The organism is Streptomyces sp. NPDC029296, from assembly GCF_055569255.1.
Genome location: NZ_JBVHXT010000002.1, coordinates 157,561 through 170,943, shown reverse-complemented (window position 1 = coordinate 170,943; position 13,383 = coordinate 157,561). Strand labels below are relative to the sequence as shown.

Here is a 13,383-nt window from a genome sequence, read left to right as displayed (position 1 = left end):
GAAGCAGCCATCGTGTCTGACCCGAACCTGAACGACGACGCCACTGAGCCCCGCGGGCTGGCTGCCGAGACGGTGGACGACGAGCTCGACATCGTCGAGGGCGCGGACGACCAGGACGAGTTCGAGGCTGCCGAGGCCGAGGCGGGGGAGCCGGCCGAGGAGGCCGCCGTCCACGCCGACGACGCCGAGGACGAGGACGAGGACGAAGAGACCTCCGAGGAGGCCGAGGAAGCCGTCGCAGAGGCCGCCGAGGCCGAGCCGGCCGCTCCGGTCGACCCCGTCCAGGCCCTGCGCGAAGAACTGCGCACCCTGCCCGGCGAGTGGTACGTCATCCACACCTACGCCGGTTACGAGAACCGCGTGAAGACCAACCTGGAGCAGCGCGCCGTCTCGCTGAACGTCGAGGACTACATCTTCCAGGCCGAGGTGCCGCAGGAAGAGGTCGTCCAGATCAAGAACGGCGACCGCAAGACGATCAAGCAGAACAAGCTGCCGGGTTACGTCCTGGTCCGCATGGACCTGACCAACGAGTCCTGGGGCGTCGTCCGCAACACCCCGGGCGTCACCGGCTTCGTCGGCAACGCCTACGACCCCTACCCGCTGACCCTGGACGAGATCGTCAAGATGCTCGCCCCGGAGGCCGAGGAGAAGGCCGCCCGCGAGGCCGCCGAGGCCGAGGGCAAGCCCGCCCCGCAGCGCAAGGTCGAGGTCCAGGTGCTGGACTTCGAGGTCGGCGACTCGGTCACCGTCACCGATGGCCCGTTCGCCACGCTCCAGGCGACCATCAACGAGATCAACCCCGACTCCAAGAAGGTCAAGGGCCTGGTGGAGATCTTCGGCCGCGAGACCCCGGTCGAGCTGTCCTTCGACCAGATCCAGAAGAACTGAGCACACGCCCCGGAAGCGCCCCGCCGGTGACCACCGGCCCGGGGCGCTTCCGCCGTGTCCGGCCCGCGGTCTCCGCCGCGGCCGTACTGGCGCTGCTCGTCCTGACGTACGCCGTCTGCTTCCCGGCGGCCTGGCAGCGCGCCGGGCTGCGCCGCGCCGAGCCGGTCGCGGCCACCTTCCACGACGGGCCCTGCCTCCTCGGCGGCTGCTCGGTGACCTACCCCCTCGCGGGGGAGCGGGTGAGGGCCGGCCTGCCGGTCGGCACGCGCGCGGGGGGCCGCACCGAGGGCGACACCGTGTCGGTGCGCACCACGCCCGGCGAGCCGGGGCGGGCGGCGCTCGCCGGTGACACCGGGCGCGGCGCCGTGGCCGCCCTGCTCGCGGTGCCCGTGGGCGCGACCCTGCTCGCGCTGCTCGCCGGGGCCGTGCACGTGCTGCGCGACCGACGTCCCGAAGACCCTGCACAGGCCGCCTGACCTGGAGGATTTCTTGTCCCGTGGGGACAGCGGCTATCGTTGTGCGGTATGCCATCTGCGGGATCGTGCAAGGCATGAATCCGGATGACGCAGATGGCCATCAACCTCTCAGCAAGGACCCGGAGAGAGCATGCCTCCCAAGAAGAAGAAGGTCACGGGGCTCATCAAGCTCCAGATCCAGGCCGGCGCCGCCAACCCGGCTCCGCCGGTCGGCCCCGCGCTGGGCCAGCACGGCGTCAACATCATGGAGTTCTGCAAGGCCTACAACGCCGCGACCGAGTCGCAGCGTGGTTGGGTCATCCCGGTGGAGATCACGGTCTACGAGGACCGTTCCTTCACCTTCATCACCAAGACGCCGCCGGCCGCGAAGATGATCCTCAAGGCCGCGGGCGTCGAGAAGGGCTCCGGCGAGCCGCACAAGACCAAGGTCGCCAAGATCACCCAGGCGCAGGTCCGCGAGATCGCCGAGACCAAGATGGCCGACCTGAACGCGAACGACCTGGACGCCGCGGCGAAGATCATCGCCGGTACCGCGCGCTCCATGGGCGTCACGGTCGAGGGCTGAACCCCACCTTCGTAGCAGTCATGCGGCTGCCTGCACTTCGCGGCCGCACGTGGCAGGGCCTGCTCGGCCCAGGGACCACGACTCCTTTCAGAACACACAGGAGCAAGTTGTGAGCAAGCGCAGCAAGGCTCTCCGCGCTGCGGACGCCAAGATCGACCGGGAGAAGCTGTACGCCCCGCTCGAAGCCGTCCGTCTCGCCAAGGAGACCTCCACGACCAAGTTCGACGGCACCGTCGAGGTCGCCTTCCGTCTGGGTGTCGACCCGCGCAAGGCCGACCAGATGGTCCGTGGCACCGTGAACCTTCCGCACGGCACCGGTAAGACCGCCCGGGTCCTGGTCTTCGCGACCGGCGACCGTGCCGAGGCCGCGCGTGCCGCGGGCGCCGACATCGTCGGTGCCGACGAGCTGATCGACGAGGTCGCGAAGGGCCGTCTGGACTTCGACGCCGTCGTCGCCACCCCGGACCTCATGGGCAAGGTCGGCCGCCTCGGCCGCGTCCTCGGCCCGCGTGGTCTGATGCCGAACCCGAAGACCGGCACGGTCACCCCCGACGTGACCAAGGCCGTCACCGACATCAAGGGCGGCAAGATCGAGTTCCGCGTCGACAAGCACTCGAACCTGCACTTCATCATCGGCAAGGCGTCCTTCGAGGACGAAAAGCTGGTGGAGAACTACGGCGCCGCGCTGGAGGAGATCCTCCGTCTGAAGCCGTCCGCCGCCAAGGGTCGCTACATCAAGAAGGCCGCCATCACCACCACGATGGGCCCCGGCATCCCGGTCGACCCGAACCGCACCCGCAACCTCCTCGTCGAGGAGGACCCGGCCTCCGTCTGAGCCCCGGCTCAGCGCGGTAGCCGCGTCAGGGACGCGTAGAACAAAAGGGCGGGCCCTGGAACCTCTCCGGTTCCGGGCCCGTCCTTTCTTCGTACGGCCTTTCGTACGACTGTCAGGGGCCTGGGTTACGGTGCAGGCACAGGACACACAACAGGGGTGGGAGCAGATGAACAGCACGACCGTGCGCCGGGCGACCCTTTCCATCGCGGTGGTGGCCGCGCTGACCGGAGTGGCCGCCTGCGGCTCCTCCGACTCCGGCAAGAAGGACGACAAGGCGGCCGGCAAGGAGTCGGTACACCTCAGCCCCATCGCCGCGCTGCGTTCCGTCGAGAAGTCCACCGACCAGGCCGACTCGGCGAAGGTGCGTTCCACGACGTCCGTCGGCGACCTCATGTCGATGAGCGCGAACGGCTCGCTCACCTGGCAGGACGGCCTCAAGGGCACCATGACCATCACCTACACCGGTGGTCAGATGGCCGAGCTGATGAAGAAGGCCGGCACCCAGTCGATGGAGGCCCGCTATCTGGCGGACGCCTACTACGCGCACATGAGCGACGCCTACGCCCAGCAGGCGGGCGGCGGCAAGCACTGGATCAAGTACTCGTACGACGACCTCGCCAAGCTCGGCGGCGCGTCCGGCTCGTACATGAAGGACCAGATCCAGAACGCCACCCCGAACCAGTCCGTGAAGCTGCTGCTGGCCTCCGGTGACGTGAAGAAGGTCGGCGAGGAGAAGGTCTCCGGCGTCCAGACCACGCACTACTCGGGCAAGGTCGACGTCGCCGACCTCGCCGACAAGACCAGCAACCTCGACGCCGACCAGATGGCGGCCCTGAAGAAGCAGCTCAGCCAGGCCGGCGTCACCACGGAGACCATCGACATCTGGGTCGACGGCAAGGACCTGCTGATCAAGAAGACCGAGAAGGCGAACACCGCCAACGGCGCGATGACCAGCACCGCCTACTACTCCGACTACGGCGTGAAGGTCGACGCCGAGGCCCCGCCGGCCGGCGACACCAAGGACTTCGCCGACATGATGAAGTCCGGCGGCACGGTCACCGGCGGCACGGGCACGGGCACGGCCTCCTGACCCGGCGGACACCCCCGGGCCCACCCCGGGCCGCGCGGCCCCTCGTGCGGGCCCACACCGGGCGGCACCCCGGGGAGCCCGGCCCCGGGCCTCTCCCCGCCCTGCCCGGCCCTGGCCGGACACACGACTGAGCAGCCCGGTGGTCCCTCGACCGGCCCCCCGGTCCGGGTCCGCTCGGGTCCGATTTGCTCTGGGGCCCGGCGGTCCCGTAGTCTCTCGGTGAAGCCAAAGACCGCTGGTCGTTGCCGTGCGCTCGAATGAGGGTGCGGTGGCCGAAGGATCCGCTGAAAAGTGGGCGACCCGCGCAGGTGAATGTGGAAGAACTCCCGGAGTGCGCGCCGAGCGCGTGTGCGGCCGGTCGAGTCCGCCCCGTGCGCCTGCGCCGGGGCGTTTCGTTTCCCCAGTCCTCCTTCGGGTCCGCGCGGTCCGAATCACCCGGAAGGAGGCCGAGGCTCTATGGCGAGGCCCGACAAGGCTGCCGCGGTTGCGGAGCTGACGGACAAGTTCCGCAGCTCCAACGCCGCCGTGCTGACCGAGTACCGCGGTCTCACCGTGGCGCAGCTCAAGACGCTGCGCCGGTCGCTCGGTGAGAACGCCCAGTACGCCGTGGTGAAGAACACGCTGACCAAGATTGCGGCCAAGGAGGCCGGGATCACGCTGGAGGACCAGCTCTTCGCTGGCCCGACGGCCGTCGCCTTCGTCACCGGTGACCCGGTGGAGTCGGCGAAGGGTCTGCGTGACTTCGCCAAGGAGAACCCCGATCTCGTCATCAAGGGCGGTGTCCTTGACGGCAAGGCGCTGTCCGCCGACGAGATCAAGAAGCTTGCGGACCTCGAGTCCCGCGAGGTTCTGCTCGCCAAGCTGGCGGGCGCCATGAAGGGCAAGCAGTCGCAGGCTGCCTCGCTCTTCCAGGCGCTCCCGTCGAAGCTCGTCCGCACCGTGGACGCGCTGCGCGCCAAGCAGGCCGAGCAGGGCGGTGCCGAGTAATTCGGCTCGCTTCTTGATCCGCGCCACCGGCGCGGGTCGCAGCGGGCCGACGTACGCCCGCCTTACCCAGTACATCCGGCACCTGCCGATTTAGTGGAAGGAAAGCCATCATGGCTCTCACCCAGGACGAACTGCTCGCCGAGTTCGAGGGCATGACCCTGATCCAGCTCTCCGAGTTCGTGAAGGCGTTCGAGGAGAAGTTCGACGTCACCGCCGCCGCCGCCGCGCCGGTCGTCGTCGCCGGTGGTGCCGCTGGTGGCGCCGCCGCCGAGGCCGAGGAGGAGAAGGACGAGTTCGACGTCATCCTCACCGGCGCCGGCGACAAGAAGATCCAGGTCATCAAGGTCGTGCGTGAGCTGACCTCCCTGGGCCTGAAGGAGGCCAAGGACCTCGTCGACGGCACCCCGAAGCCGGTCCTCGAGAAGGTCAACAAGGAGGCCGCCGACAAGGCCGCCGAGGCCCTCAAGGGCGCCGGTGCCTCCGTCGAGGTCAAGTAAGACCTTCGCGACCGCCGCAGCGGCCTGACAGGGCTCCTGTAACGCGAACGCACCGAAGGGCGATCATCCATCCGGGTGGTCGCCCTTCGGCGTTCCCCGGGCCCGGCGAGGGCCGCCTTGCACCTGTGTTCGTGCGGGGTAAGGTGATCTTCGTCGTGTCTCCCGATGTCCCGGTTCCGGCCAGGAGCCCTTGACGAACGGCACGCAGCGCGCAATTCTCAGGACGCGTCGTCACAACGATCCGAATCCGAGGCATGGATCGACGGCGAAGAGGGCAGTATCAACGTGCGTTGAGAGCAGGCATGCCGAGGACGTTGAAGAGGGCGGTTGAGCACAACGAGGGTCTTCGAGAACCCGAGCTGGACATCAGTGTGCCAAGTGGCTACACTGACCCTTTGCGCTGCCTGTTAGCTGTCCCCTGCCCGTCACCAGGGGTCTGCCCTCACTTGAGCACAGTCGACCGATCCCCCCCGACCTGGGGTTTCCGTCCCTGTGTGCAGGAGAGGGACCGGTACGCGCGTAGTGAGTCCGAGCCCTCGGAAGGACCCCCTCTTGGCCGCCTCGCGCACTGCCTCGACCGCGAATACGAACAACGGCGCCAGCACCGCCCCGCTGCGCATCTCCTTTGCAAAGATCAAGGAGCCCCTCGAGGTTCCGAACCTGCTCGCGCTGCAGACCGAGAGCTTTGACTGGCTGCTCGGCAACACCGCTTGGCAGACTCGGGTCGAGGAGGCTCTGGAGAACGGTCAGGACGTCCCCACCAAGTCCGGTCTGGAGGAGATCTTCGAGGAGATCTCCCCGATCGAGGACTTCTCCGGGTCGATGTCGCTGACGTTCCGGGACCACCGCTTCGAGCCGCCGAAGAACTCGATCGACGAGTGCAAGGAGCGCGACTTCACGTACGCCGCCCCGCTCTTCGTCACCGCCGAGTTCACCAACAACGAGACTGGCGAGATCAAGTCCCAGACCGTCTTCATGGGCGACTTCCCGCTCATGACGAACAAGGGCACTTTCGTCATCAACGGCACCGAGCGTGTCGTGGTGTCGCAGCTGGTCCGTTCCCCCGGTGTCTACTTCGACTCCAGCATCGACAAGACATCCGACAAGGACATCTTCTCCGCCAAGATCATCCCGTCCCGGGGTGCCTGGCTGGAGATGGAGATCGACAAGCGTGACATGGTCGGTGTCCGCATCGACCGCAAGCGCAAGCAGTCGGTCACCGTACTGCTGAAGGCGCTCGGCTGGACCACCGAGCAGATCCTCGAGGAGTTCGGCGACTACGAGTCGATGCGCGCCACCCTGGAGAAGGACCACACCCAGGGCCAGGACGACGCGCTGCTCGACATCTACCGCAAGCTGCGCCCGGGCGAGCCCCCCACGCGCGAGGCCGCGCAGACGCTGCTGGAGAACCTCTACTTCAACCCGAAGCGCTACGACCTCGCCAAGGTCGGCCGCTACAAGGTCAACAAGAAGCTGGGTACGGACACCCCGCTGGACGCGGGCATCCTGACCGTCGAGGACATCATCTCGACGATCAAGTACCTGGTGAAGCTGCACGCCGGCGAGTCCGAGACCACCGGTGACAACGGCGAGACGGTCGTCGTCGAGACCGACGACATCGACCACTTCGGCAACCGGCGCCTGCGCAGCGTCGGCGAGCTGATCCAGAACCAGGTCCGCACGGGTCTGGCCCGTATGGAGCGCGTCGTGCGCGAGCGCATGACGACCCAGGACGTCGAGGCGATCACGCCGCAGACCCTGATCAACATCCGGCCGGTCGTCGCCTCCATCAAGGAGTTCTTCGGCACCAGCCAGCTGTCGCAGTTCATGGACCAGAACAACCCGCTGTCCGGGCTGACGCACAAGCGCCGTCTGTCGGCGCTCGGCCCCGGCGGTCTGTCCCGTGAGCGGGCCGGCTTCGAGGTCCGTGACGTGCACCCCTCGCACTACGGCCGCATGTGCCCGATCGAGACGCCCGAAGGCCCGAACATCGGTCTGATCGGCTCGCTCGCCTCCTACGGCCGGGTCAACGCGTTCGGTTTCGTCGAGACCCCGTACCGCAAGGTCATCGACGGCCAGGTCACCGACGAGGTGGACTACCTGACCGCCGACGAGGAGGACCGCTTCGTCATCGCGCAGGCCAACGCGCCGCTGACCAGCGACCTCCGGTTCGAGGAGAGCCGCGTGCTCGTCCGCCGCCGCGGCGGCGAGGTCGACTACGTCGGCCCCGAGGACGTGGACTACATGGACGTCTCGCCGCGCCAGATGGTGTCGGTCGCGACCGCCATGATCCCCTTCCTCGAGCACGACGACGCCAACCGCGCCCTCATGGGCGCGAACATGATGCGCCAGGCCGTGCCGCTGATTAAGTCGGAGGCCCCGCTCGTCGGCACCGGCATGGAGTACCGCTCCGCCGTCGACGCCGGCGACGTCGTCAAGGCCGAGAAGGCGGGTGTGGTCCAGGAGGTCTCCGCGGACTACATCACCACCGCCAACGACGACGGCACGTACATCACGTACCGCCTGGCCAAGTTCGCCCGGTCCAATCAGGGCACCTCGGTCAACCAGAAGGTCATCGTCAACGAGGGCGACCGCGTCATCGAGGGCCAGGTCCTCGCCGACGGTCCGGCCACCGAGAACGGTGAGATGGCCCTCGGCAAGAACCTGCTCGTGGCGTTCATGCCGTGGGAGGGTCACAACTACGAGGACGCGATCATCCTGTCGCAGCGCCTCGTACAGGACGACGTCCTCTCCTCGATCCACATCGAGGAGCACGAGGTCGACGCCCGTGACACCAAGCTCGGCCCCGAGGAGATCACCCGGGACATCCCGAACGTCTCCGAGGAGGTCCTCGCCGACCTCGACGAGCGCGGCATCATCCGCATCGGCGCCGAGGTCATCGCCGGCGACATCCTCGTCGGCAAGGTCACCCCGAAGGGCGAGACCGAGCTGACCCCCGAGGAGCGCCTGCTGCGCGCGATCTTCGGTGAGAAGGCCCGTGAGGTCCGTGACACCTCGCTGAAGGTGCCGCACGGCGAGACCGGCAAGGTCATCGGCGTGCGCGTCTTCGACCGCGAGGAGGGCGACGAGCTGCCGCCGGGCGTGAACCAGCTGGTCCGCGTCTACGTCGCGCAGAAGCGCAAGATCACCGACGGCGACAAGCTCGCCGGCCGGCACGGCAACAAGGGTGTCATCTCCAAGATCCTGCCGATCGAGGACATGCCGTTCCTGGAGGACGGCACCCCGGTCGACATCATCCTGAACCCGCTGGGTGTGCCGTCCCGAATGAACCCGGGACAGGTCCTGGAGATCCACCTCGGCTGGCTCGCCAGCCGCGGCTGGGACGTGTCCGGCCTCGCCGACGAGTGGGCCGAGCGTCTGCAGGCCATCGGTGCCGACAAGGTCGCCCCGCGCACCAACGTCGCCACCCCGGTCTTCGACGGTGCCCGCGAGGACGAGCTGGCGGGTCTGCTGCAGCACACCATCCCGAACCGCGACGGCGAGCGCATGGTGCTCCCGACCGGCAAGGCGCGGCTGTTCGACGGCCGTAGCGGTGAGCCGTTCCCGGACCCGATCTCGGTCGGCTACATGTACATCCTGAAGCTGCACCACCTGGTCGACGACAAGCTGCACGCCCGATCGACCGGTCCGTACTCGATGATCACCCAGCAGCCGCTGGGTGGTAAGGCGCAGTTCGGTGGCCAGCGGTTCGGCGAGATGGAGGTGTGGGCACTCGAGGCGTACGGCGCCGCCTACGCGCTCCAGGAGCTGCTGACCATCAAGTCCGACGACGTCACCGGCCGCGTGAAGGTCTACGAGGCCATCGTCAAGGGCGAGAACATCCCCGAGCCCGGCATCCCCGAGTCCTTCAAGGTGCTCATCAAGGAGATGCAGTCGCTCTGCCTGAACGTGGAGGTGCTGTCGAGCGACGGTATGTCCATCGAGATGCGCGACACCGACGAGGACGTCTTCCGCGCCGCGGAGGAGCTCGGTATCGACCTGTCCCGGCGCGAGCCGAGCAGCGTCGAAGAGGTCTGACGGGAGTCCGGCGGGGCCCCTGACCGACCAGGGGCCCCGCCGACCCCCAGGCCCCCGTACAGACCACAGACTTTCGACCCTGAGAGGGATTGACGCATAGTGCTCGACGTCAACTTCTTCGACGAGCTCCGGATCGGCCTGGCCACCGCTGACGACATCCGTCAGTGGAGCCACGGCGAGGTCAAGAAGCCCGAGACGATCAACTACCGCACCCTGAAGCCCGAAAAGGACGGACTCTTCTGCGAGAAGATCTTCGGTCCGACCCGGGACTGGGAGTGCTACTGCGGCAAGTACAAGCGTGTCCGCTTCAAGGGCATCATCTGCGAGCGCTGTGGCGTCGAGGTCACGCGCGCCAAGGTGCGCCGTGAGCGGATGGGCCACATCGAGCTGGCCGCCCCCGTCACCCACATCTGGTACTTCAAGGGTGTCCCCTCGCGCCTCGGCTACCTGCTGGACCTGGCGCCGAAGGACCTCGAGAAGGTCATCTACTTCGCGGCGTACATGATCACGTACGTCGACGAGGAGCGCCGCACCCGCGACCTGCCCTCCCTGGAGGCGCACGTCTCCGTCGAGCGCCAGCAGATCGAGAACCGCCGCGACGCCGACCTCGAGGCCCGCGCCAAGAAGCTCGAGACCGACCTGGCCGAGCTGGAGGCCGAGGGCGCCAAGGCCGACGTGCGCCGCAAGGTGCGCGAGGGTGCCGAGCGCGAGATGAAGCAGCTGCGCGACCGTGCGCAGCGCGAGATCGACCGCCTCGACGAGGTGTGGAACCGGTTCAAGAACCTCAAGGTCCAGGACCTGGAGGGCGACGAGCTGCTCTACCGCGAGCTGCGCGACCGCTTCGGCACCTACTTCGACGGCTCGATGGGCGCCGCCGCGCTGCAGAAGCGCCTGGAGTCCTTCGACCTCGAGGAGGAGGCCGAGAAGCTCCGCGAGATCATCCGCACCGGCAAGGGCCAGAAGAAGACCCGTGCCCTGAAGCGGCTGAAGGTCGTCTCCGCCTTCCTGCAGACCTCCAACAGCCCCAAGGGCATGGTCCTGGACTGCGTCCCGGTCATCCCGCCGGACCTGCGTCCGATGGTGCAGCTGGACGGTGGCCGCTTCGCGACCTCCGACCTGAACGACCTGTACCGCCGTGTCATCAACCGCAACAACCGCCTGAAGCGGCTTCTCGACCTCGGCGCGCCCGAGATCATCGTGAACAACGAGAAGCGCATGCTCCAGGAGGCCGTGGACGCGCTCTTCGACAACGGCCGTCGTGGCCGCCCGGTCACGGGCCCCGGCAACCGTCCGCTGAAGTCCCTCAGCGACATGCTGAAGGGCAAGCAGGGCCGATTCCGTCAGAACCTGCTCGGCAAGCGTGTCGACTACTCGGCGCGGTCCGTCATCGTCGTCGGCCCGCAGCTGAAGCTGCACCAGTGCGGTCTGCCCAAGGCGATGGCGCTGGAGCTGTTCAAGCCGTTCGTGATGAAGCGCCTGGTCGACCTGAACCACGCGCAGAACATCAAGAGCGCCAAGCGCATGGTGGAGCGCGGCCGCACGGTCGTGTACGACGTCCTCGAAGAGGTCATCGCCGAGCACCCGGTGCTGCTGAACCGTGCTCCCACCCTGCACCGCCTCGGCATCCAGGCCTTCGAGCCGCAGCTGGTCGAGGGCAAGGCCATCCAGATCCACCCGCTCGTGTGCACCGCGTTCAACGCGGACTTCGACGGTGACCAGATGGCCGTGCACCTGCCGCTGTCCGCGGAGGCGCAGGCCGAGGCCCGCATCCTGATGCTGTCCTCGAACAACATCCTCAAGCCGGCCGACGGCCGTCCGGTGACGATGCCGACCCAGGACATGGTCCTCGGTCTGTTCTTCCTCACCACCGACGGCGAGCTGCGTGACACCAAGGGCGAGGGCCGCGCGTTCGGCTCCACGGCCGAGGCGATCATGGCGTTCGACGCCGGCGAGCTGGCGCTGCAGTCGCAGATCGACATCCGCTTCCCGGTGGGCACCATCCCGCCGCGGGGCTGGACGCCGCCGGCCCGCGAGGAGGGCGAGCCCGAGTGGCAGCAGGGTGACTCGTTCCGCCTGCGCACCACCCTGGGCCGCGCGCTCTTCAACGAGCTGCTGCCCGAGGACTACCCGTTCGTCGACTACTCGGTGGGCAAGAAGCAGCTCTCCGAGATCGTCAACGACCTGGCCGAGCGCTACCCCAAGGTCATCGTGGCGGCGACGCTCGACAACCTGAAGGCGGCCGGCTTCTACTGGGCGACCCGTTCCGGTGTCACCGTGGCCATCTCCGACGTCGTCGTTCCCGAGGCGAAGAAGGAGATCGTCCGCGGCTACGAGGCGCAGGACGAGAAGGTCCAGAAGCAGTACGAGCGCGGTCTGATCACCAAGGAAGAGCGCACTCAGGAGCTCATCGCGATCTGGACCAAGGCGACCAACGAGGTCGCCGAGGCGATGAACGAGAACTTCCCCAAGACGAACCCCATCTTCATGATGGTTGACTCGGGTGCCCGAGGAAACATGATGCAGATGCGGCAGATCGCCGGTATGCGTGGTCTGGTGTCGAACGCCAAGAACGAGACGATCCCGCGTCCCATCAAGGCGTCGTTCCGTGAGGGCCTGTCCGTGCTGGAGTACTTCATCTCCACGCACGGTGCCCGTAAGGGTCTGGCGGACACCGCCCTGCGTACCGCCGACTCGGGTTACCTCACCCGTCGTCTGGTGGACGTCTCGCAGGACGTCATCATCCGCGAGGAGGACTGCGGCACCGAGCGCGGTCTCAAGCTCAAGATCGCGGAGCGTGGCGCGGACGGCGTGCTGCGCAAGGCGGACGACGTCGAGACGTCCGTGTACGCGCGCTGCCTCGCCGAGGACATCGTGGTCGAGGGCCAGGTGCTGGCCCCGGCCGGCACCGACCTGGGCGACGTCCTCATCGAGGAACTGGTCTCCCGCGGTGTCGAGGAGGTCAAGACCCGCTCGGTCCTGACCTGCGAGTCCGCCGTCGGTACCTGCGCGATGTGCTACGGCCGTTCGCTCGCCACCGGCAAGCTGGTCGACATCGGTGAGGCGGTCGGCATCATCGCCGCCCAGTCCATCGGTGAGCCCGGTACCCAGCTGACGATGCGTACCTTCCACACCGGTGGTGTGGCCGGTGACGACATCACCCAGGGTCTGCCGCGTGTCGTCGAGCTCTTCGAGGCCCGTACCCCGAAGGGTGTCGCCCCGATCTCCGAGGCGAGCGGCCGCGTCCGCATCGAGGAGACCGAGAAGACCAAGAAGATCGTCGTCACCCCGGACGACGGCAGCGACGAGACGGCGTACCCGATCTCGAAGCGTGCCAAGGTCCTGGTCCGCGAGGGCGACCACGTCGAGGTGGGCCAGCAGCTCACCGTGGGTGCCACCAACCCGCACGACGTGCTGCGCATCCTGGGCCAGCGTGCCGTCCAGGTCCACCTGGTCGGCGAGGTCCAGAAGGTCTACAACTCGCAGGGTGTGTCGATCCACGACAAGCACATCGAGATCATCATCCGGCAGATGCTGCGCCGCGTGACGATCATCGAGTCCGGCGACGCCGAGCTGCTGCCCGGCGAGCTGGTCGAGCGCTCCCGCTTCGAGCAGGAGAACCGTCGTGTGGTCCAGGAGGGCGGTCACCCGGCCTCCGGCCGTCCGCAGCTGATGGGTATCACCAAGGCCTCGCTGGCGACGGAATCCTGGCTGTCGGCCGCCTCCTTCCAGGAGACGACCCGAGTCCTGACGGACGCGGCGATCAACGCCAAGTCCGACAGCCTCATCGGCCTCAAGGAGAACGTCATCATCGGTAAGCTCATCCCGGCCGGTACGGGTCTGTCCCGCTACCGCAACATCCGGGTCGAGCCGACCGAGGAGGCCAAGGCCGCGATGTACTCGGCCGTCGGCTACGACGACATCGACTACTCGCCGTTCGGCACCGGCTCCGGCCAGGCCGTCCCGCTGGAGGACTACGACTACGGTCCGTACAACCAGTAAGCGAGCAG

General features: G+C 67.6%; 9 protein-coding genes. All 9 read left to right on the top strand.

What is annotated here, in order from left to right; all coding sequences use genetic code 11:
• The first annotated feature begins 12 nt into the window (after positions 1 to 12).
• The 9 genes from nusG (at position 13) to ACZ4W9_RS02220 (ending at position 13,375) form a co-directional block, all read left to right on the top strand.
• Positions 13 to 888, top strand: coding sequence for a transcription termination/antitermination protein NusG (nusG, locus tag ACZ4W9_RS02260; protein ID WP_467932574.1), 876 nt, complete (start codon positions 13 to 15; stop codon positions 886 to 888).
• Between the two features lie 26 nt (positions 889 to 914).
• Positions 915 to 1,364 carry a hypothetical protein gene (locus ACZ4W9_RS02255; protein WP_467932573.1) on the top strand — a complete coding sequence of 150 codons (450 nt, stop codon included), beginning with the start codon at positions 915 to 917 and terminating at the stop codon, positions 1,362 to 1,364.
• A gap of 130 nt (positions 1,365 to 1,494) precedes the next feature.
• Positions 1,495 to 1,929, top strand: coding sequence for a 50S ribosomal protein L11 (gene rplK / locus ACZ4W9_RS02250; RefSeq protein ID WP_467932572.1), 435 nt, complete (start codon positions 1,495 to 1,497; stop codon positions 1,927 to 1,929).
• Between the two features lie 109 nt (positions 1,930 to 2,038).
• The gene (gene rplA, locus ACZ4W9_RS02245) at positions 2,039 to 2,764 is read left to right on the top strand and encodes a 50S ribosomal protein L1 (protein WP_467932570.1); all 726 of its coding nucleotides are present in this window, start codon (positions 2,039 to 2,041) and stop codon (positions 2,762 to 2,764) included.
• 166 nt (positions 2,765 to 2,930) lie between these two features.
• A complete protein-coding gene (locus tag ACZ4W9_RS02240) occupies positions 2,931 to 3,854 on the top strand; it encodes an SCO4651 family lipoprotein (protein WP_467932569.1) in 924 nt (307 codons plus the stop codon).
• A 456-nt stretch (positions 3,855 to 4,310) separates the two neighbouring features.
• Positions 4,311 to 4,841, top strand: a complete 531-nt coding sequence (gene rplJ / locus ACZ4W9_RS02235) for a 50S ribosomal protein L10 (RefSeq protein WP_467932568.1) — start codon at positions 4,311 to 4,313, stop codon at positions 4,839 to 4,841.
• Positions 4,842 to 4,951: 110 nt separating this feature from the next.
• On the top strand, positions 4,952 to 5,338 hold the full coding sequence (rplL, locus tag ACZ4W9_RS02230) for a 50S ribosomal protein L7/L12 (protein ID WP_030601294.1): 387 nt from the start codon (positions 4,952 to 4,954) through the stop codon (positions 5,336 to 5,338).
• Between the two features lie 552 nt (positions 5,339 to 5,890).
• Positions 5,891 to 9,376 (top strand): DNA-directed RNA polymerase subunit beta, encoded by a 3,486-nt coding sequence (rpoB, locus tag ACZ4W9_RS02225; RefSeq protein ID WP_467932567.1) that lies wholly within the window; start codon positions 5,891 to 5,893, stop codon positions 9,374 to 9,376.
• 99 nt (positions 9,377 to 9,475) lie between these two features.
• A complete protein-coding gene (locus tag ACZ4W9_RS02220) occupies positions 9,476 to 13,375 on the top strand; it encodes a DNA-directed RNA polymerase subunit beta' (protein ID WP_467932566.1) in 3,900 nt (1,299 codons plus the stop codon).
• The last annotated feature ends 8 nt before the right edge of the window (positions 13,376 to 13,383 follow it).

What these genes read in the sequence shown, in the direction of transcription:
- rplJ (WP_467932568.1), top strand. Translation starts at nt 4,311, where the DNA reads ATGGCGAGGCCCGACAAGGCTGCCGCGGTTGCGGAGCTGACGGACAAG.
- rplK (WP_467932572.1), top strand. Translation starts at nt 1,495, where the DNA reads ATGCCTCCCAAGAAGAAGAAGGTCACGGGGCTCATCAAGCTCCAGATC.
- ACZ4W9_RS02240 (WP_467932569.1), top strand. Translation starts at nt 2,931, where the DNA reads ATGAACAGCACGACCGTGCGCCGGGCGACCCTTTCCATCGCGGTGGTG.
- rplL (WP_030601294.1), top strand. Translation starts at nt 4,952, where the DNA reads ATGGCTCTCACCCAGGACGAACTGCTCGCCGAGTTCGAGGGCATGACC.